Origin of the sequence: Streptomyces sp. P6-2-1 (genome assembly GCF_050613165.1) — a bacterium.
Lineage (GTDB): Bacteria > Actinomycetota > Actinomycetes > Streptomycetales > Streptomycetaceae > Streptomyces.
Map to the genome: position 1 here is coordinate 2,480,457 of NZ_CP192513.1, position 19,526 is coordinate 2,499,982.

Genomic DNA, 19,526 nt, shown 5'->3' on the forward strand with positions numbered 1-19,526 from the left:
GTGCGTGGTCACAGCTCCCCCATGCGGCGGATGACGGGCGCGACGCGCTGGACGCCGTGCCGGTAGGCGCCGCGCGCGGCCTGCCGCACGACCTGCTTGAGCGGCCCGGGCGGGCGCGCGTCGCTCGGCGCGCCCGGCAGCGGCGAGCCGTCGGGGGCGAGGTGGTGGCGGGCGAGGATGCCTGGCAGGTATCCGGGGGCGGTCGCGAGCGTGTAGTACGGGGAGAGCGGCGGCAGTTGGGGCCTGGCGAGCAGTGCGGTGATACGGGCGCGCGCGGCGTCGAAGGCGCTCTCGTACGGGCGGTCGCTCGCGACGCCCTGGCGCGCCGCCCAGGCGGGGTCGGCCTTCGGGAGGTGCCCCGCGTCGAGCGCGTCCCAGGAGGTGAGGCAGCCGGAACCGAGGAAGGCGTGGTTGCCGAGTGCCTCACGGATGCCGAGGTCGGTGAGGACGGCGGTGGGCACCCCGCGGTGGAGCGCTTCGAGCGCGGCCGTGGAGCTGACCGTGACGAGGAGGCTCGCGGTGTCCAGGATGGTGCCCATGTGCCCGTATTCGAGGCGGCAGTTGGGCGGCAGCTCGATCGCGCGGGCGAGCTTCTGGTACGGCTGCTCCTCGATGTGTGTCGTGTGCTCGCCCGGCCGGGAGCGGAGCTTGACGAGTACCTCGCGCTCGGGGTGGAGCCTGGCGTGCTGGGCGGCGCGGCGCAGGAGGTAGAGCCGGTCGGCTCGGCGCTCGGGCACGGAGGGCTGCACGGCGAAGACGACGGGGCCGTCGGTGTTCCCGGTGGCGGGCTCGCCCCGGAGGAAGGGCAGCGCGCACTCGACGACGCTCGCGCTGTCCGCGCCGACGCCTTCGTACACGGCGCGGAAGCGTTCGGCGTCGTCGCGCGAGTTGGCGAGCACGACGTCGGCGCCGTGCCGCAGCAGGAGCCCGTCGGCGAGCTTCTCGTAGACGACCCCGACGTAGCCGGTGACGAGCACGGGCCGCTTGGCGGCGCCCTGCCAGGCGTACCTCAGCCCGTGCACGAGGGCCTGCACGCCGCCCCCGACGAGCGCGAGCACGACGACGTCGTACCGCGTCTCGCCCACGGCCCGTACGAACCCGTTCGCGGTCACTTCGCGCAGCGACGCCGCCCGCACGCCGACCTCGCGGAGCTGCCGCGCGGTGGGCGTGGCACGCCCGCGCAGCAGGAACCCGTCCGGCTCCTCGCACCCGGTGACGCGGGCGGCGGTGAGGGCCCCCCACTTCCACCGCGTGTCCGAGTCGGCGAGGACCGCCACACGCAGGGACTTCGGCTTGCTTTCTGACACACCCCGGACGCTAGGAACCGTTTCCGATGGGACACCCAACACGACAGCAACGGCGGGTGAACAGCGCACCGCGAGTGGGGGAAGTGGTGCGCCTTACGGGGGAAGCCGCAGGTCCGGGCCGCCCGAACGGCCCAGCGAAAAGGGCGTGCCCGTACGCCGCTGCCGAGCGCCCGGTACGCCGCTGCCGAGCGCCCCGTACGCCGCGGCGGAGCGCCCCGTACGCCACTGCCGAGCGCCCCGCGCCCCACGCGCCCCCGGCACGCACTCGGGCGCCCCGCGGCGCGGCGGGGGAGCCGTCGTTGGTGTGGGTGAGCGGGGCATACGGCTCCGCGCCGAAAGGACGGTCACCCATGCGTACGCACCGGACCCCCGACACCACCGCCCAGCCCGCCGTCCCCCGCCGTACCGCCCGGCTCCGCCTCGCGCTGCTCGCCCCGCTCGCCGCGGGGGCCGCGCTGCTCGCCGCGCCCCTCGCGCACGCGGCGGAGGGGACCCTGACCATCAACGGAACCGCCTTCGAGAACCCGTCCGGGTGCGTCACGCTCGGCGCCGAGCCGGTCGTCTTCCGGGTCGCGAACTCCACCAACAAGAACGCCGTCATCTACGCGGGCCCCCACTGCACGGGCAACGTCGTGGACCTCGTCGACCGGGGCGCCATCAAGGACGTGTACGGCGCGAGCCTGAAGATCTGAGGTCGCCCCGGGCCGCCCGGCCGGGGCCGCACCCCCGGCCGGGCGGGACTTGGCCCATTCGCCTCGCCTCGTTCACCCCCCGGACGCCTGGCGGTCAGCCGCGGGGGCGGGACAGGGCCTACCGTCGCGCTCGTGCTCAAGCTCTCCGTCATCGTGCCGTTCCACAATGTGCGGCCCTATGTGTCCGACGCGCTGCGTTCCCTGCGTGCCAATGCCCGTGCGGACTTCGAATTCGTCTTCGTGGACGACTGTTCCGACGACGGGAGCGGGGAGGTGGTGGCGGACGCGCTCGGGGGGCTCGGGGCCGCGGCGAGAGTCGTGCGGCACGAGAAGAACAGCAGTATCGGGACGGCGCGGAACAGCGGGCTCGCCGCCTCGCGCGGGCAGTGGCTGACGTTCCTCGACGGGGACGACTGGCTCGCGCCCGGGTATCTCGCGCGGCTCCTCGACGACGCCGAGCGGCTCGGTGTCGACTTCCTGCGCGTCGACCACGTGCGCTGCACCGCGCGGGCGCGCACCGTGTACCGGGCGCCCATCGGGCGGCGCGGGGTCGTGCTCGACCCGCGGGCGCTCATCCTCCCCGCCGAGCGCTCCACCTCCGTCGACTACCCGTACTCCTGGGCCGGGTTGTACCACCGGCGCCTGCTGGAGCAGGGCCTGCTCGACTTCCCCGAGGGGCTGCGCACCGCCGAGGACCGGCCGTGGATCTGGCGGCTGCACAGGGAGGCGAAGAGCTGCGCGGCCGTGAACACGCTCGGGTACTTCTACCGGCGGGGCGTGGGCAGTTCGCTCACACAGATCGGCGACATGCGCCAGCTCGACTTCCTGCCCGCCTTCGACCAGGTCGTACGGGAGACCGCCACCGATCCCGACGCCGCCCTGCTGCTCCCGAAGGCCGTGCGCACGTACTGCGCGATCATCGCCCACCATCTCGGACGCACCGAGCACTTCCAGCCCTCCGTGGCACGGGAGTTGAGGTCGCGGAGCGCTGCCGCGCTGCGGCGCCTGCCGCAGGACGTGCTCGCCGCGGCGCTCGCCTCGATGGACGTCGAGCGGGCGGGGCTTCTCCGCCGGCTGCGGCGCCGTCCCGCCGTGGGGGTGGCCGCGTGAGCGCCCGTATCTTCCTCGCGTCGACGCTGTACGGCACGGCGACGCTCGCCGCCGCCCTGGACGCCGGGCAGTTCACGCCCGTCGACCGCACGATCCTGCTGCTCAGCAACAACGCGGCGAACCCCGAGACGACCCCGGGCCCCGAGGCGCTCGCCGGCTTCGGACGCCTGCGCACGCGCTTCGACGAGGTGCGGCACTGGAACGAGGCCATCGCGCCCTTCCACCCCGGCGCATGGGACCCGGCACCCGACGACGTGCCCCTGTGGGAAAGGTACTTGCGCCTGCTGTGGGGCCTCGGGCCGGACGAGGAGGTCGAGTTCGCCGTCGAGTCGATCCAGGTGGTGCCCGCGCTCGCCGTGACGACGATCTTCACGGGCGCGCGCGTGGACGTCTACGCGGACGGGCTCATGAGCTACGGGCCGACCCGGAACAAGCTCGACCCGCTCCTCGGCACCCGCATCGAACGGCTCCTCCACCTCGACCTCGTACCCGGCCTGGAGCCGCTGCTGCTCAGCGAGTTCGGGGTGCGCAGGGAGGTCGTGGACGCGGCGGCCTTCGTACGGGTGCTCGCCGAGGTGGCGGAGGAGACTCCCGAGCTGCCGGGGCTCCCCGGACAGCGTCCGGCGCTGCTCCTCGGGCAGTACCTTTCCGCGCTCGGCATCCTCACCGCCGAGGAGGAGGAGACGCTCCACGCCGACATGGTGCGCGGAGCCGTGGCGCTCGGTCACCGGCACCTCGTCTTCAAGCCGCACCCCACGGCCCCGGCGCGCTGGGCCCGCCTGATGGAGACGGAGGCGGAACGCCTGGGAGCCGAACTCCACGTCATCGACGTGCCGTTGCTCGCCGAGACGCTGTACCCGGCTCTCCGTCCCGCACTCGTCGTGGGCTGTTTCTCGACGGCGCTGCTCACGGCGGCGAAGCTCTACGGGCTGCCGGTGGCCAGGACGGGGACGGGCAGGCTCCTGGACCGCCTCACACCGTTCGAGAACAGCAACCGCGTCCCCGTCACGCTCGTGGACGCCCTCCTCCCGGACCTGTCGGACCCCGAAGCGGTCGCGGCCCAGGACCTCGCGGCCGGTCCCGCCACGCAGGAACTCCTCGTCGCCGTGGGCTTCGCGATGCAGCCGAAGATCCACCCCGGGCTCCGCGCCCGCGCCGAGGCCCACCTCGCCGCGTGCGGCGAGGAGACGGCCCGGCGCTACGTCAAGCGCAAGCGCCTCACGACGCTGGGCCTGCCCGGCGGGGTGCCGCAACAGCTGGGCTTCCTGCCGCGCAACGCGACCGTGCGGAAGGTCGCGCGCAGGACGCGGGCGCTGCGGTCGCGGGTGGGACGGAAGAAGTGAGGCGGTAGGGGCGGCGGGGGGACGGGGCCACGGAGGGGCGCCTCCTCCCGCGGCCCCGTCCCCGTACTGCGGCCCGTCCCCGTACCGCGGCCGCGTCCCCGTACCGCAGCCCGGTCCCGCCGCCCGCCGCCGTCCTCTTCCCGCACCGCTCTAGGCCAGCACCGCCCTGATGTCCGCGCCGTTCGCGCGCGTCACCTCCCACAGCATCCGCTGCCGCTCGTGCACGTCCGCGACGCTCGCCGCGTGGTCGGCGAGGAGGCCGCGGGCCGCCTCGGTGAGGTGGTCGGCCAAGTGGCGGTCGTGGACGCTGATGCCCCACTCGGGGCGGTCGATGTCGGCGAGGAAGTACGCCATCTTCGGGTGCGAGACGAGGCTCAGGATCGGGGTGCCGCAGCCGAAGGGGACCATGCCCGCGTGGCCGCGCATCCCGATGACCAGGCGCGTCTTCGCGTACGCCGCGCGGATCTCGTCGTTGTCCCAGTCGTACATCGGCAGCACGGGCAGGGATATGCCGTGCGTGCGGCGCAGGTCGTGGGCAAGGCGTTCGTCGTCGAGCGCGTGCGCGGCGATCTTCACCTGGGCGAGGGCCCCGAGCCCCCGGACCGCGCGGGCCATCTGGTCGAGGAAGTACGGGTAGTCGTGGCCGAAGCGCAGGCCCGCGCGGTCGTACGCGGCGTTGAGGAGGATCGTGTCCTCGCGCGCGACCGGGTCGGTCCAGCCGGGGACGAGGTGGCGCGTGACTGTCGTCGGGCAGGGCTGCCAGCGCACGCGCTCGCGCAGGTGCGCGGGCAGCAGCGCCCGTACCTTCTCGACCGAACCGTGGTTGCGCAGGCCGAAGAAGGAGGCCTGCTCGGCGAGGAGCCGCAGGCTCTCGTGGAAGCGGCGGTGGCGGTAGGACTGGCCGTCGAAGGCGTTGAAGCCGACCGCGTGCACGATGACGGGCACGTCGATCGCGCGCAGGTGCTCGGGCGGTACGTTCCACTGCCAGCCGCTGTTGCCGTTCGGCGCGGTGTCGGGGATGAAGAGGCCGCCGCCGCCGATGACGAGCCCGCGCCGCTTGTTGACCTCGGCGAGCGCGGCGCGGTCGAAGAGGCGGTGCGCGTGCAGGGAGTGCCAGCGGCGCCCGGAGGTGTCGGGGTCGATCGCGAGGCGCACGGACTCCGGCAGGACCTTGTCCCCCGCGTTGCCCTGGCCCTCCATGTAGAAGGCCACATGGGCCAGTTGATCCTGCGCGACGCCTTCGGAGCGCTGCGGTGCCACGGCGCCGGGGGCCGCGTGGCGGGTGCGCTGGTGCCAGATGCGCGAGGCGCGGTGCGTGGGGTCGACGGAGAGGCCCTTCTCCGCGTACGCGTGGGCCTCCTCGTCGCGGTGGTGGACCCAGGCGATCTGCGCGAGGCGGCTGTAGGCGGTAGGGGCGCGGTTCGGCGAGGTGGCCGCCAGGAGCAGGTGGCTGGTGGCCTCGGCATAGCGCGAGACGCTGAGCAGCGCGTGCCCGAGCACCTCGTGCGGCCACGCCTCGTGCACGGGAACACGGACCGCGCGCAGGATCTCGACGGCCTCCTCGAAGTGCCCCGCGCCGATGTGCGCGGTGGCGATCCTGCGGGCGGCTTCGACGTCGCCCGTGCGGTGCACGTACGGGGTGCCGAGGTGCACGAGCAGGTCGGGGTGCTTGGCGCCGGGGAGTGCGAGGTAGGCGTCCTGGAACTCCGCCTCGGTCAGGTGGAATTCACGCCAGCGGGCCTCGGCCTCGGCGTAGCCGTTCTCGCCGCCCTGCCACGGCTTGTGGCGCCCGGTGAAGTGCAGCACGGCGGCGTCCTCGGGCACCGGCTTGTCGCCCGAGAGGCGCCGCTTGACGAAGTTGTAGCGCGCGGGCAGGCGCACGAAGTCCCCGTCGAGCACGGCGTTCAGGATGCCCTGGTCGTGCTTGTCGAGTTCGTAGGTGCCCGAGAGGCCCGTCTCATCGATGCGCTCGCAGAAGGCGTCCGAGAGGAACTCCCGCTGAATGACGAGGAGTCCGCTGTTGAGCTTGTGCGTACCGAAGAAGAACTGCGGTACGGCGGCGAGTCCTTCGCGCAGCCGCAGGAGTTCGGAGAGGTCCCCGAGGACGACCATGTCGGTGTCGAGCGTGATGATCGTGTCGTAGTCGCGGACGCGGAAGACGTCGAGGAGGAAGTACGCCTTGCGGACGAGGTAGTTGTTCTGGTCGCCCTTGGCGTAGGCGTCGTAGCGGGCGGCGTCGACGCGGCGCGGGACGATACGCGGGTGCAGGGCGCGGATGCGCGCGAGCGAGGCGGGGCGCAGGCCGTCGTGGAGGACCAGGAAGTCCTCGCAGACCTCGGGGTTGCTCAGGGCGAGGGAGCGCAGCAGGGCGAGGAAGCCGGGAAGGTAGTTCTCGTCGACGAAGCTCGCGAAGGCGACACGGCGCTTGCCCGTGAGGTCGCGCACGTCGTCGCCCGCGGCCTCGCGCACGGGCGCTGCGGGGGTGGCGACGGCGGGCGGGGCTGCGTCGGCTGTGATACGGGGCATGGCGGGGTGGTGTCCTCAAGTCCGGGAAAAGCTAGGGGGGTTACCGGTGCCGGGCTCAGCGCAGGCTGATCCGGTGCTCGTCCGCCTTCGTCGCGCGGTCGAGCACCCACGTCTTCTCGTCGGCGTACTCGTGCACCGAGGTCACGGGCATCCGCATGGCCTCGCTCGTGCGGTAGGCGCCGCTCTCGTAGAAGTCGAAGCCGATGAGGTCGATGACGGGGTTCACGTCGAGGAAGTCGAGGAGGAAGAGCGTGTTGAAGCCCGTGGTCGGGATCGCGGGCCACTCCTCGGGCCCCACCTTGCCGATCTCGCGCAGCGGCCACCTCAACGAGTCGTCGCCGAGGTGCGTCTGGGCGCCGGGCACGAGCCGGTTGCGCAGTGAGGAGCGCCAGGCGCCCACGTCGCCGCCGAAGACGAGCCGCGTGTCGACGTGCTGGTCCCAGTTGAAGGCGTGCTTGTGGATCGTGACGTGGATGTCGGTGCGCGCCCCGGTGGCCCGCGGGTCGATGCGGTACGAGTTGAAGCGCACCACGAGGTCGTAGGCGTCGATCTCCGCGCCGAACGAACCCGAGCCCACGCGCCCCGAGTTGGCCACGAGGCAGATGGACTTCCCGGCGATCCTGTTGCGGAACTCGCCGAGCGAGAGCCAGCGCACGCCACCGAAGGTGGGGTCCTCGACGGGGCCGCGCTGCCGCGAGCGGGCGAGGTCGGCGTAGTGCGCGAGGAGGGCGTTGAGCCCGGCGCGGGGGTCGTCGTCCGCGCTCCCCGCGGCGGGCGCGTCGGGACCTGGCGAGGTGACGCGGCCGTCGAGGTCGTGGAGGCTCACGTCGAGCGCGCGGCCCAGGGCGTCCTGGAACTCACGCCACTCGCCCCGGTCGGCGAGACCGAGCAGCGCCCCCGCGAACCGGTCCTGCGCGGCGTCGGTCTCCCCCCGTGCGACGTGCTCCAGGCCGTCGAACCAGGTCTCCGTGAGCGGCTCCGCGCGAAACGCCTCGGCGCCCGGGCGGGCCGCCGCGAGGAGCCCCGCGAGGTCGCGTTCGCGCTCAGCGGCGAGCCGGAGTCCCGCGACGCGGGCCCGTACCCCGAAGCCGTCCTCCTCGGTCCTGGCCAGGTACTCGCCGTAGGCGTCGGCCGCCTCGTCGAAGGCGCCCTGCGCCTCCAGTACGCGCCCGCGCAGCCGCCACGCGGCGCGCGAGCCCTTCCGCAGCGCGATCAGGCAGCGCGAGACGACGTCCGCGAGGGCCCGCTCATCCTCGTAGCCGCAGTCCAGGGCCTTGCCGCCGACGGCGAGGAGCGCGTCGAGCAGCGCGTTGTCGAGCGTGAGCGGTCCCGGGGCGGCGGGCGCGCCGGTCGCGGTGGCCTGGGCGCGGCGCAACAGCGCGGAGACCGCGCCGCGTTCGGTGCGCTGGCTCGTGGTGGCGAGCGCGCGCGAGGCGTGCAGGGCGAGCAAGGCCCTCAGTGCCTCGGCGAGTTCGCCGCGCCTGCGGTCGAGACCCGCGACGAGCTTTCCGCTGTGCGTGGCACAGGCCCGCAGGCACTCCTCCAGGGCGGGCGGCGGCTCCTCGACGGCACCCCGCTCCTCCTGCGGGCTGAGGGCTCGGCTTCTCGGCATGGCTCTCCTGGCGGTTCGGTGGTGCGGGTGTGCGGTGCGCCCCGGGAACGGCCGCGCTCCCCGCCGTACGGGGCGCGTGGTGGTGGACGAGGGGCGTGCGGCAGTCTTCGGCGCGCGGGGGAAAGCGCCGCCACGCGCGGGTGAACGGGCAGCGAAGAGGCGGCGAATCCCGTACCCACGGGACACGCCGAGCCGCGGCGGTCCCGGTGAACTCTCGCCGAAGACTCGGCGAACGGGCCCGCTGGGGGCGTACGGCACCCCCGCGCACTCCCTACGCTGCGGGAGCCGCCGTACCTCCCCCGACCGGGAACGGCGGCACTCCCTTTCCGGTCGCCGTGAACCCGGCCGTACCGACCCGCCCCCGCTGCCCCGCCCGCTCGCCCGCCCGCGGCCCACTCGCCCGTCCGCTCGTCCGTCCATTCGTCCGTCCGCTCCGACGTCCGTTCCGAGGAAGGCGCGCATGTCCGCACCCGCAGACCCCGTCCCCGCGGCCCCGCTCCGCCGCGCACTCCCGGCCGAGGCCGCGGCCCCCGCGACGGCGCCCCTCACGCCCGCGCCCCGCCGCCCCCGCCTCCGCGCGCTCGACGGCCTGCGCCTCCTGGCCGCGCTCATGGTCGCCTGCTACCACTACGGCGGCAGGGGAGGCGACATCACGCGGGCCTGGGGCGCCTCGCCCGCCGCGCAGTTCCCGCGCCTGCACGAGTGGTTCGCCTACGGGCCGCTCGGCGTGCAGATCTTCTTCGTCATCAGCGGCTTCGTGATCTGCATGAGTGGCTGGGGCCGCGGCCTCACGGACTTCTTCGCCTCGCGCGTGGCCCGCCTCATGCCCGCGTACTGGGTGGCGATCCTCCTGGTCAGCGGCGTGTTCGCGCTGCCGTGGGTCCTGTGGCACGCGCTCTCGCCGAGCGACACGCTGCTCAACCTGACGCTGCTCCAGATGCCGCTGGGCGCGCCCCGCGTGCTCGGCGTGTGCTGGACGCTGTGGGCGGAGGTCCGCTTCTACGCGCTCTTCGCCGTGTGCGTCGTGCTGCCCGGGGTCACGCGGCGCAGGGTCGTCCTCTTCTGCGCGCTGTGGACGCTCGCCGCCGCCCTCGGCGACGCGGCCGACTCGGCGCTGCTCGACCAGGTCCTCATGCCGGGCTACGCGCCGTTCTTCGTCGGCGGCATCGGCCTCTACCTCGTGCACCGCGACCGCCGCGACGTGCTCGGCTGGGGGTTCGCGCTGCTCGGGCTGCTCCTCGGCCAGCACTACGCGGTCGGAGACCTGTGGCACCCGGACGGGGCCCATGCCTTCTCGTACCGCTCCACCGTCGTGATCATCGCGATCGTGACGCTCGGCTTCGCGGCCGTCGCCGCGATCGCCGTGGGCTGGCTCGACCGCGTCAACTGGCGCTGGCTGACGGTGGCAGGGGCGCTCACGTACCCCTTCTACCTCGTCCACGAGCACCTGGGCTGGGTCGTCGTGCACGCCCTGCACGTCTCGCTCGGCATCCCCGCGGCGATCACGTTCCCCGCGACGATCGGCACGATGCTGCTCCTCGCCTGGCTCCTGCACCGGTACGTGGAACGGCCGTTGACGCCGAGGCTGCGCAGGGCGGTGGCGCGCGGCGTGGCGGAGGCGCGCACGGGGCGCTGAGGCGGCGCGGCCCCCGTACGCATGCCGCGCCCCGCACCCGGAGGAGAGCCCGCACCCGGAGGAGAGCCCGCACCCGGAGGGGAGCCCGGACCCGCGGCAGAACCCGCACCCGGAGGGGACCCGGGACCCGCGGCAGAGGACCCCGGCCCCCTCACTCCACCCCGTACCGCGCCCCCGCCCCCGTCACCAGCAGTGCGACGCCCTCCGTGAAGCGCGCGTCGTAGTCGCCGAAGACGAAGGGGCCCGCCTCGGCGGCGAGGGGGGTCGCGGCGAGGCGGCGTTCGCGTTCGGCGAGGTCGAAGGCGGGGCGCGGGTCGTCCGCGTAGTCGATCATGCCCTGTTCCTCGGTGACGAAGCCGAGGACGTACGTGAAGAGCGCCGTGGCCGTCGTCGCCGCCTGCGCGAGGGTGAAACCGGCGGCCGTCAGGACGGTGAGCTGGGCCTCCATGCCCGCGCCGTGCTCGTCGCCGGTGAACCGCGTCCCCGAGAAGACGCGGGCCCCGTCGCGCCACGACAGCAGTCCCGCGCGCAGTCCGCGCGCGCTCGCGGTGAGCCGCCCGCGCCAGTCGCCGGGCGCGAGGCCGGGCGGCACGTCGCCCGCCGCCGTCATCCGCCGGTACATCTCGGTGGCCATCTCGTCGAGCAGCTCGCGCTTGTCACGGAAGTGCCAGTAGAGCGCGGGCGCCTTGACCTCCAGTTCCGTCGCGATGAGCCGCAGGCTGAGCCGGTCGAGACCGACCTCGTTGAGCAGTCGCAGCGCGGTGTCCACGACCTGGGCCCGGCCGAGCCGGGGCGTCTGATTCTTGCTGGCCACGCCCCCAATGTAGACCGCGGGGACGTGCGCCCGCTTGACTCCTTAACACCGTTAAGCGCATCCTTGCGCACAGCAGCACTTAACATCGTTAAGGAGTGATCATGCGGACCCAGGACACCCCCACCCCCGTCGTCGACGTCGCCGTGATCGGCGCGGGCCCCACCGGGCTGACCCTCGCCATCGACCTCGTGCGCCGCGGCGTACGGGTCCTGCTCGCCGAGCGCGGCGGCGACCTCTTCGCCGGTTCGCGCGGCAAGGGCATCCAGTCCCGCACCCTCGAAGTGCTCGACGACCTCGGCCTGGCGAGCCGCTTCCTGGCGGCGGGCGGCCCGTACCCGCCCAACCTGCCCTGGCACGACGGCACCCCGGGCGAGGAGTTCCGCATGATCGATGAGGCGGAGGCGACCGCGACCGAGCCCTACGGCGGCTCGCTCATGCTGCCGCAGTGGCGCACGGCCAGGCTCCTTCGCGAGCGGCTCCTGGAGCTGGGCGGCGAGGTCGCGTACGGGCACGAGCTGACCGGGCTGGAGCAGGACGCCGAGGGGGTGAACCTGCGCTTCGCCGGGCGCGCGGGGACCGTACGGGCCCGGTACGCCGTCGGCGCCGACGGGGCGCGCGGCGCGGTGCGGCGGCTGCTCGGGATCGGCATGACGGGCGGGACGGTGGACCCGAAACCGATGCTCGTGGCCGACGTGCGGCTCACCCGGGACGCGCTGCCCCGTACCCACTGGCACGTCTTCCCCGGCGCGGACGGCGGCTACGCCGCGCTGTGCCCGCTCGCGGGGACGGAGGACTTCCAGTTCATGACGGCCTTCCCCGAGGGGACGACGGTCGACACGGACCCCGAGGCGGTACGGGCGACGGTCGCCGCGCGCACGCACCTCACCCCCGCGCAGGTCACCGGCGTCGCATGGGCATCGGCCTTCACCGCGCGCGCGGCGCTCGCCGACCGCTTCCAGGAGGGCCGCGTCCTCCTCGCGGGGGACGCGGCGCACGTCCACTCACCGGCGGGCGGCCAGGGCCTCAACACGAGCATCCAGGACGCGTACAACCTCGGCTGGAAGCTCGGCGCGGTGCTCGCGGGCGCGCCGGAGGCACTGCTCGCCACGTACGAGGAGGAGCGCCGGGCGGTCGCCGCCGGAATGCTCGACCTCTCGACCCGCGTCCACAGGGGCGAGACCCGCAGGGGCGGGGAGACCCGCCAACTGAGCCTCAACTACCGGCACTCGACGCTGAGCGAGCACACACTGGAGGCGGACGCCCCGCTCCGCGCGGGCGACCGGGCACCGGACGGCTGCCCCAGCGGCCCCCCGAGCGAGCGCCTCTTCGACGTCTTCCGCGGCCCGCACTGGACCTACCTCGCCGTGGGCCTGGGCCGCACCCCCGACGAGGTCGCCCTTCCCCTCCCCAGCGGCCTCCCTGAGCACGTCCGCGCCCACGCCGTCGGCCCGTACGCCCCCTACGGCCGAGGTCTCTTCCTCATCCGCCCCGACGGCTACGTGGCCTGGACGGGCACGGGCGAGGGCCTGGACCCTGCGGGAGCGGTGGCCTGGCTGGAGCGCCACCTGGGGGCGGCGGCGCACGTGGCCGAGGGGACGGCGGGCACCGCGGGCTGAGCGCGCGAGACGAGGCGTCCGCCCCCGCCCCGTACTCCCGCTACACGCCGCTCAGCGAGAGCTTCACCGCGAAGCCCAGGAACAGCGCTCCCGCCGCCGAGGTCGCCGTGGCGCGGAGGCGACGGCGGCGGGTGAAGGCGGCGGCGAGGCGGGTGCCCGCGAAGATGAGGACGCTGAGGTAGAGGGCGCTGGCGAGCTGGGCGAAGAAGCCGAGCACGACGAAGGAGAGCGCCGGGTGGGCGTACGCGGGGTCGACGAACTGCACGAAGAAGGCGATGAAGAAGAGGATCGCCTTCGGGTTGAAGAGGCTGATCACGAAGGCCCGGCGGAAGGGCCGTTCGCGCTCGGCCGGCGCCTGCTCGCCCGCCGCCTCGGCGGCCCGCTCCCTTCGCGTGCGCCACAGCGCGAGCGCGGAGCGGATCATCCCGTAGGCGAGCCAGGTCAGATAACCGGCACCGGCGTACTTGACGACCGAGAACAGGACCTCGTTCGCCTGGAGCAGCGAGGCGACGCCCGCCGCCGAGAGCGTCATGAGCACCGTGTCCCCGAGGAACACCCCGGCGGCGGCCTTGTACCCGGTGCGAATCCCCCGCCGCGCCCCCACCGAGAGCACGTAGAGCGAATTGGGACCGGGCAGCAGAACGATGAGAGCCACGCCCGCGAGGTACGTGGGGAGGTCGATGACGCCGAACATGGCGGCAGTGTCGCACGCCCGTACGAGCCCGGACAGTCCCTTTTCGGCAGCCGGACGCCCAGGGCCGGCGCCGCCCCCGGCCGTGGTCGTCGGAGCGGGCAGGAAGCCAGAGGCCGAGGCCCTGGACGTATCTCGGCCCGGCCTTCCCTGCCCCGGCCCCGGCGAACGCCTCGACCGGCCCACGCAACGACAGGGCGTGCGTACCGTCCGGCGGCGGTGTCGCGGTGAGCCTCCCCCGGAGAATCTCCACACGGTGACCGGGCAGTCCTCGCTCCAGCGGGTCGGAAGCCGCTCAACGTCAGCCGGACGTTCCTCACGGGGGCGGGCCCCTTCGCCCGGTGGTGGCTCGCGCCCTCCTTCCCGCGCGGCGGTTCGTCCCCTCTTGACCGGGGAATTGACAAGGCGTCCGGACGAGGAGGGGATGCGGATGCGACGCGGACCGGCTGTGGTGGCAGGTGTGTGCGGGGTGCTCGTGCTCGCGGGGTGCAGGGTCGACGGGGTGGCCGCGCCCGGCGTGTCCGACGCGAAGGCGCCCGGCTCCGTCGGCTCGACCGCCCCGGCCCGTACGAGTCCGCCTCCGGCCCGTACGAGTCCCGCCCCGGCTCCCGCCCGCCCCGCTCCGCTCCGTACCAGCAGCCCGCCGCCGCCTGCCCCGCGCACCAGCGCCCCCGCCCGTACCACGGCGCCACCAGCCCCCGCCCTCCCCCGCAAGGGCCAGCGCACCGGCGAAGTCCGTGTGCTGCAAGCCCGGTTGTGGGCGCTCGGGTTCTTCCGGCAGCAGCCGACGGGGTACTTCGGGGACGTCACCGCGCAGGCCGTCGCCGCGTTCCAGCGGGACCGGGGGCTCGGGGCGAGCGGAGTCCTCGACGCGGCGACGTGGGCGCGGCTCGGGGCCGCCGGGCCGGCGCCGACGAAGGCCGAGCTGTACCCGGAGACGACGCTGCCGCCGAGCAAGCCCGATCCGCGCTGCCTCACGGGCCGCGCGCTGTGCGTCAGCAAGAAGAGCCGCACCCTCGCGTGGATGGTGAACGGGCGCGTCGTCTCCGTCATGGACGTCCGCTTCGGCTCCGCCTACACGCCGACCCGCGACGGCACCTTCACGGTCTACTGGAAGTCCCGCGACCACGTCTCGACGATCTACCACACGCCCATGCCGTACGCGCTCTTCTTCAGCGGCGGCCAGGCCGTGCACTACTCCCCCGACTTCGCCGCGCGCGGCTACGCGGGCGCCTCGCACGGCTGCGTCAACGTACGGGACGAGGCGAAGGTCGCCGCGCTCTTCGACACGGTGCGCACGGGCGACAAGGTGATCGTGTACTGAGCGTCCGCTCGGTAGGTGCCGAGGCGCGGACGGGACCGGGGGAACGTGTCCCGCCCGCGCCGGTGGCAACGAGCCGGTGGTACGGGGGGAACCCCGGCTCGTGCGACAGCCGATGACCAGTCGGCTCACTTACCTCTGCGCCGAGGGCGCGAAAAGTGTCACACCCCGTTCGCGCGCGCCCCCGCGCGGCCGCTCAGGGGAGGTCGGGGACGTCCTCGGCGGGGGGCGCCGAGGGGTCCGGCGAGTCCGAGGGGGCGGGGAGTTCCCCTGAGGGTGGCGGGTCGTCCACCGGCGGGGACGGGCTCGTCTCGTGCGGGCCCCGCGTCGGCGAGTCGCCGCCCGGCTCCTCCGGGGAAGAGCCCGGGGAAGAGGGCGTCGGGCTCGGGCTGCCCGAGGGCTCCTCGAAGCCGAAGGTCGGGTACGTGGTGGGGAGGTCCGGGAGGGTGAGCGAGGGGGTCGCGGGGGCGGGAGCCGACAGCGTGGGCCCAGGGCCGGGCATCCCGCCGCGCAGGAGCGCCTCGCAGTAGGCGTCGACCCGCTCGGTGCCGCCCGCGAGCGCCACGAGCCGCCGTTCCACCGCCCGCTCGACGTGCCCGCGCGCATGCGCGCGGCAGGCGGTCGCCGTGCCGGACGAGGCGCGGGGGCCCGGCCGCGTAGGGCTCGGCGAGGGGCTCGCGGGCGACTCGGGGCTCCGGGGGCCCGGGGCGAGCAGCTCCCCGGCCGGGTCGGGGAGCGAGGTGGCGCCGGGAACGAGGCCCGGGGGCGTGGCGGGTCCCGCGGGGGCGGTGCCGGGATCGCGCGGCTGGACCGTCTTGGGGAAGCTCGGGCGGCCGGGGAAGGAGGTGAGCGCGCCGGTGCCGCCCGCGACGGCGACCCCGCCGACCATCCCGAGGCTCAGCACCCCCGCGGCGAGCAGCCTGGCCCGCCGCCCCCCGCGCACCCGCGCCGTGGCGGCGGTCGCCCCGGTGTCGGTGCGACGCGCGTCGCGCGCCGCTCCCGCGCGGAAGGCCGCGAGGAGTTCGGCCGAGGGCTCCGGCCGCCCCTCGGGGCGGGTCAGGGTGCCGAGCGCCGTCTCGATGCGCAGGGCCTCGGTGCGGGCGCGCGGGGCGAGTGTCTCGTACGGGCGCTCGGCGAGCAGCGCGGCCCGCGCCGAACGGGCGAGGGCGCGCGGGACACGCGCGGCGGGCGCGGGACCGCCGCGGCGCGGCGCGGCGCTCGCGCGGGCGCCGCCTGACTCCTCGGCCATCACGTCTCCTTCCGCAGGGCGCCCGGGCAGGACGCCGCCCCCGCGGGCACCGACTGCCGCGCGCCCTGGCCCTCGCCCCGCCGCTGCGCGGGCACGGCGGTGCGCCGGGCGGGCTGCCCGGGGGCGGGGTGCCCGCCGGGTGCGGGGTGCCCGGCGGCGGGGTGCGGGCGGCCGTGGGCGTGCTCGTCCTCGTACGGGACGGCGTCCCCGTACGAGGCCGGGTCGCCGTACGCGGCCGGGTCGCCGTACGGACATGTCCCGCCGGGTCCGTGCGTGTCCTCGCCGGGCGGGCGGCCCGTACCGCCGTGCACGCTGTCGCGCACCGCGCCCGTCGTGCCGCGCGGGCCGCTGGGCAGCCTGCCGCCCGCGCCGCGCACGCCCCCGGGGACCCCTGCCCCGCCGGGACCGCTCGTGCCCCCCGTTCCTCCCGCGCCCCCCGGGCCCGCGGGTCCGCCGGAGCCGCCCGGCCCCCGTCCGGCCGTGGAACCGGCCGTGCCCGGGCCCTCGCCCGCGTCGGCGATGCCCGTTCCGCCGCCGATGCTCCCGGCCCTCCCGTCCACCCCGTCCACCCCGTCCGCCTCGCGGCCGCCCAGGAGTTCGGCCAGTTTCTTCAGTCCGCGGTGGGCCGCCGTGCGTACCGCGCCCGGACGTTTGCCGAGGGTCGCCGCCGCGCTCTTCGCGTCGAGGCCCACGACGACGCGCAGGACGACGGCCTCGGCCTGGTCCTGCGGGAGGCGCGCGATGAGCGCGAGCGTCTCGCCGGTGGCGAGTGCCTCGATGGCCTCGCCCGCCGTGTCGGAGTCCCCCGCGCGCACGGTGAGTTCGGACTCGTCGCCGCCGACGGCGGGGCGGCGGCCGCGCATCCGGATGTGGTCGAGCGCGCGATTGCGCGCTATCCGCGCGGTCCAGCCCCTGAAGCGGTCCGCGTCGCCCTCGAACCTGGCCAGGTCACGCGCTATCTGGAGCCAGGACTCCGAGGCGACGTCCTCGGCATCGGCCTCGCCGACGAGGGTCCTGATGTAGCCGAGCAGCCGCGGCTGCACCTCGCGGTACACCGTGCGGAAAGCGGCCTCGTCCCCCCGCTGAGCCGCGAGTACCGCGGCGGTCAGCTCCGCGTCGTCCCCCAGCACCCCTCAGCCTGCCCCCACTCGCGTCACCACCGGGCCCGTGTCCGGTCCGGCGCGAATCAGCACGCTACCGGTCACTTGGCCAGTACTCCACCCTTTCAGGCCGAGCCGGACCTTCACCCCCGCCCCGCGCACCACGAAGCGTTACCGACACGTGACCGTCCGGGTGTGACGTCTCGGGAGACGATGACGCAGTAGGAAGTACGGGCCCTCAAGCGGCCCGTGCCGTGCGACGGCCGGGGTCTCTCCTGTGGGGGGTGGCGACCTCGGCCGTTCGCCTTCGTGCGGCTCCTCGACGGGTACCGGCTCGCTCAGCCGATCGCCCGTGACACCGTCTGAAAGTCCGCCCAGCTCCTCGCCGGTTTCTCCGCCCGCGGCCACAGTTTCTCGGCCAGGGCGCGCAGCGGCATGCGGATGCCCGTCGCGACCTGGTCCTGCGTCTGCGCGTTCGGGAAGTCGCCCCACACCGCGAAGCCGCCGCCCTCGATGAGGTGGTCGTAGGAGGCGGGGACGGGGCTCGTGCCGCGCAGGACGCGCGGGGTCCAGCTCTCGTAGATGCGCTGCCCCGTCGGGTACGTGAAGGTGTTGGGCTCGCCGAGGACGTAGTACAGGAACTCGTCGTTGTAGTTGAGGACCGGGCGGCCCTCGGCGAGGTACGCGGCGGGCGGGCGCGCGCCGAGTTCCTTGCCCGTCCAGTAGGCGACCTCCACCGTGCGGTCGGCCACCACCTGGCCCTCCGCGAGGAAACCGTCGTTCCAGGCCCGCGCGACGCGCCCTTCGCGGGCCTCGCGCACGGTCTTCGCGCGGTCGTTCAGCCACGCCTGGGCGAGGTCCCGCACCCGGCCCTTCTCCCCGTACTTCTTCCGGGCGAGCGCGGCCAGCTGGGGGAAGGACGCCTCCGGGTCGGAGCGGACGAGCGCCTGGTACTCGTCGGCGCCGAGGTGCCACCACCGCCCGGGGAAGAGGCTCGCGTACTCCTTGAGCAGGTCGTCGACGATCCGGGCCGCCTCCGGGTTCCCGATGTCGACCGCGCCCTCGACGGTCTTGCCCGCGGCGTCCCGCAGCTGGAGCCCGGGGTGCGCCTTGATGACCGTGCCGAGGTGGCCGGGCGAGTCGATCTCGGGGACGACGGTGACGTGCCGCGCCGCCGCGTACGCGACGATCGAGCGGACCTGCGCCTTCGTCAGGTGCTGCGCCGAGACGATCTCGGGGTGCGAGGAGGACTCGACGCGGAAGGCCTGGTCGTCGGAGAAGTGCAGGCCGAACTGGTTGTACTTGAGGTCGGCGAGTTCCGCGATCCGCGCCTTGATCCAGTCCTCGTCGTACCACTTGCGGGAGACGTCGAGCATGAACCCGCGCTGCGGCTTGGCCGGCCGGTCGCTGACGGTGCCCTCGGGCGCCGTGCCGTCCGCGCGCACGGACTGCTTGAGCGTACGGGTGCCCCACCACACCCCGTCCTGGCCCGCCGAAGTGATCCGCGCCTGGCCGCCCGCGACGCGCAGCGTGTACGCCTCGTCGCCGCCCTTCGCCTTCTCGTCGAGCCCGAGCCACACGTCCCCGCGCCTCGGCTCCGCTTCGCCCCCGTACCTCATGCCGAGTTCGCCCGCGAGAAGCTTCGCCTCATCGGCGAGCCCCTCGTCCCCCGCGAGGACACGCGCGGACTTCGCGGGCTTCCAGCCGGGACCGCGCGCGGCCTGGAAATCGCGTACGGAGGGGATCGTGCGCGGGGGCTTCGCCACGGGGTACGAGGCGGCGGGCGTCGGCGAGTCGGTGAGCGCGTCGGCGCTGCTCGCCGTGCCCGGGCCGCCCCCGTCCCCGCCGTGGTCGCCGCCCGGCCACACCGTGAGGCCGAGCACGACGGCCGCGGCGACGACGAGCGCCGAGATCGATGCCCACGCCGCACGGCGGCGCCGTCCGCCCGGGTCGTGGGGGTCCTGGCGGCGGTGCTCGGCCACGGGTCACGTCCTCGCTGTTCGGGTACGGGTGATGCGCGTGCGGGCGGGGCTGCCGGGCGCTCGCCGCCGTGGGGCATCCCTTCCCGCCGTCGCCGACACGGTGTCACTCCACGCGCCCCGCCGCTCGTTCGGATGACGTGTGAGCGGCCTCCTGACGAATCGGGGCCCAAGGAAGGCCGGTACGTGCCCGGGCCGCCCCCCGCCCGTGCCCCGCCCCGCCCGTGCCCCGCCCCGCCCGTGCCCCGCCCCGGGGCCGCGTCTGCCCCGTACGGCCGTGTCCGACACGCGCGGCACAGCGCGTCCACAGGCGCTCCGAGGGAGCCGAACGGGCGTCACCGCGCCGCATACCGGCAGGCATCGGCCCTGATCGGACGCCTGCCGGGCCCCAGGTGGGGCGGCCGAACACACCCTTTCGGGCGAGTCCTTCGCCCGTACGTGCCAGTTTGATCACACCGCACGCCCCCGTGCGGGGCGGACCCCCGCCCGTGACTACGATGGCCGGGGCCGGTGGACCGTACCCGGCCGGG

The 19,526-nt window shown here is 74.7% G+C and carries 13 protein-coding genes and 1 pseudogene; 6 read left to right on the plus strand and 8 right to left on the minus strand.

Translation table 11 applies throughout. The features are described 5' to 3' along the window. Positions 1-8: 8 nt before the first annotated feature. Positions 9-1,307 carry a DUF6716 putative glycosyltransferase gene (locus tag ACQYWQ_RS10675; RefSeq protein WP_431034057.1) on the minus strand — a complete coding sequence of 433 codons (1,299 nt, stop codon included), beginning with the start codon at positions 1,305-1,307 and terminating at the stop codon, positions 9-11. Between the two features lie 350 nt (positions 1,308-1,657). Here ACQYWQ_RS10675 and ACQYWQ_RS10680 point away from each other — a divergent pair, with 350 nt between their 5' ends. The 3 genes from ACQYWQ_RS10680 to ACQYWQ_RS10690 all read left to right on the plus strand — a co-directional run bounded on the left by ACQYWQ_RS10680 (position 1,658) and on the right by ACQYWQ_RS10690 (position 4,452). Further along, a complete protein-coding gene (locus tag ACQYWQ_RS10680; RefSeq protein WP_431034059.1) occupies positions 1,658-1,999 on the plus strand; it encodes a hypothetical protein in 342 nt (113 codons plus the stop codon). A gap of 132 nt (positions 2,000-2,131) precedes the next feature. Further along, a complete protein-coding gene (locus tag ACQYWQ_RS10685; protein ID WP_431034060.1) occupies positions 2,132-3,109 on the plus strand; it encodes a glycosyltransferase family 2 protein in 978 nt (325 codons plus the stop codon). Further along, on the plus strand, positions 3,106-4,452 hold the full coding sequence (locus ACQYWQ_RS10690) for a polysialyltransferase family glycosyltransferase (RefSeq protein ID WP_431034062.1): 1,347 nt from the start codon (positions 3,106-3,108) through the stop codon (positions 4,450-4,452). The genes ACQYWQ_RS10685 and ACQYWQ_RS10690 overlap by 4 nt, the downstream gene beginning before the upstream one ends. A 150-nt stretch (positions 4,453-4,602) precedes the next feature. On the opposite strand, the gene ACQYWQ_RS10695 is transcribed toward ACQYWQ_RS10690, so the two are convergent. Both ACQYWQ_RS10695 and ACQYWQ_RS10700 read right to left on the minus strand, forming a co-directional pair. Continuing rightward, positions 4,603-6,978 (minus strand): glycosyltransferase, encoded by a 2,376-nt coding sequence (locus tag ACQYWQ_RS10695; protein ID WP_431034064.1) that lies wholly within the window; start codon positions 6,976-6,978, stop codon positions 4,603-4,605. A 55-nt stretch (positions 6,979-7,033) separates the two neighbouring features. Next, positions 7,034-8,590, minus strand: a complete 1,557-nt coding sequence (locus ACQYWQ_RS10700; protein WP_431034065.1) for a hypothetical protein — start codon at positions 8,588-8,590, stop codon at positions 7,034-7,036. A gap of 460 nt (positions 8,591-9,050) precedes the next feature. Between ACQYWQ_RS10700 and ACQYWQ_RS10705 the strand changes: the two genes are divergently transcribed. Then, on the plus strand, positions 9,051-10,226 hold the full coding sequence (locus ACQYWQ_RS10705) for an acyltransferase family protein (RefSeq protein ID WP_431034067.1): 1,176 nt from the start codon (positions 9,051-9,053) through the stop codon (positions 10,224-10,226). Positions 10,227-10,377: 151 nt separating this feature from the next. Here the strand turns inward: ACQYWQ_RS10705 and ACQYWQ_RS10710 are convergent, their stop codons facing one another. Next, complete coding sequence (locus tag ACQYWQ_RS10710) at positions 10,378-11,040, minus strand: TetR/AcrR family transcriptional regulator C-terminal domain-containing protein (protein WP_431034069.1); 663 nt, start codon at positions 11,038-11,040, stop codon at positions 10,378-10,380. Between the two features lie 101 nt (positions 11,041-11,141). Here ACQYWQ_RS10710 and ACQYWQ_RS10715 point away from each other — a divergent pair, with 101 nt between their 5' ends. Continuing rightward, the gene (locus tag ACQYWQ_RS10715; protein WP_431034070.1) at positions 11,142-12,656 is read left to right on the plus strand and encodes an FAD-dependent monooxygenase; all 1,515 of its coding nucleotides are present in this window, start codon (positions 11,142-11,144) and stop codon (positions 12,654-12,656) included. A gap of 40 nt (positions 12,657-12,696) precedes the next feature. Here ACQYWQ_RS10715 and leuE read toward each other — a convergent pair whose 3' ends face one another. Then, on the minus strand, positions 12,697-13,350 hold the full coding sequence (gene leuE, locus ACQYWQ_RS10720) for a leucine efflux protein LeuE (protein WP_431034071.1): 654 nt from the start codon (positions 13,348-13,350) through the stop codon (positions 12,697-12,699). Between the two features lie 427 nt (positions 13,351-13,777). Here leuE and ACQYWQ_RS10725 point away from each other — a divergent pair, with 427 nt between their 5' ends. After that, positions 13,778-14,671 carry a peptidoglycan-binding protein gene (locus ACQYWQ_RS10725; protein ID WP_431034072.1) on the plus strand — a complete coding sequence of 298 codons (894 nt, stop codon included), beginning with the start codon at positions 13,778-13,780 and terminating at the stop codon, positions 14,669-14,671. Between the two features lie 193 nt (positions 14,672-14,864). Here the strand turns inward: ACQYWQ_RS10725 and ACQYWQ_RS10730 are convergent, their stop codons facing one another. The 3 genes and pseudogenes from ACQYWQ_RS10730 to ACQYWQ_RS10740 all read right to left on the minus strand — a co-directional run bounded on the left by ACQYWQ_RS10730 (position 14,865) and on the right by ACQYWQ_RS10740 (position 18,999). After that, positions 14,865-15,917: a hypothetical protein gene (locus ACQYWQ_RS10730; RefSeq protein WP_431034074.1), complete on the minus strand. Its 1,053-nt coding sequence runs from the start codon at positions 15,915-15,917 to the stop codon at positions 14,865-14,867. Positions 15,918-16,291: 374 nt separating this feature from the next. After that, a pseudogene (locus tag ACQYWQ_RS10735) lies at positions 16,292-17,047 on the minus strand (RNA polymerase sigma factor); the annotation flags it as partial. A gap of 308 nt (positions 17,048-17,355) precedes the next feature. Further along, positions 17,356-18,999 carry a beta-N-acetylhexosaminidase gene (locus ACQYWQ_RS10740; RefSeq protein WP_431034076.1) on the minus strand — a complete coding sequence of 548 codons (1,644 nt, stop codon included), beginning with the start codon at positions 18,997-18,999 and terminating at the stop codon, positions 17,356-17,358. Positions 19,000-19,526 lie beyond the last annotated feature (527 nt).

What these genes read in the sequence shown, in the direction of transcription:
- ACQYWQ_RS10695 (WP_431034064.1), bottom strand. Translation starts at nt 6,978, where the DNA reads ATGCCCCGTATCACAGCCGACGCAGCCCCGCCCGCCGTCGCCACCCCC.
- ACQYWQ_RS10700 (WP_431034065.1), bottom strand. Translation starts at nt 8,590, where the DNA reads ATGCCGAGAAGCCGAGCCCTCAGCCCGCAGGAGGAGCGGGGTGCCGTC.
- ACQYWQ_RS10730 (WP_431034074.1), bottom strand. Translation starts at nt 15,917, where the DNA reads ATGGCCGAGGAGTCAGGCGGCGCCCGCGCGAGCGCCGCGCCGCGCCGC.
- leuE (WP_431034071.1), bottom strand. Translation starts at nt 13,350, where the DNA reads ATGTTCGGCGTCATCGACCTCCCCACGTACCTCGCGGGCGTGGCTCTC.
- ACQYWQ_RS10715 (WP_431034070.1), top strand. Translation starts at nt 11,142, where the DNA reads ATGCGGACCCAGGACACCCCCACCCCCGTCGTCGACGTCGCCGTGATC.
- ACQYWQ_RS10725 (WP_431034072.1), top strand. Translation starts at nt 13,778, where the DNA reads ATGCGACGCGGACCGGCTGTGGTGGCAGGTGTGTGCGGGGTGCTCGTG.
- ACQYWQ_RS10680 (WP_431034059.1), top strand. Translation starts at nt 1,658, where the DNA reads ATGCGTACGCACCGGACCCCCGACACCACCGCCCAGCCCGCCGTCCCC.
- ACQYWQ_RS10705 (WP_431034067.1), top strand. Translation starts at nt 9,051, where the DNA reads ATGTCCGCACCCGCAGACCCCGTCCCCGCGGCCCCGCTCCGCCGCGCA.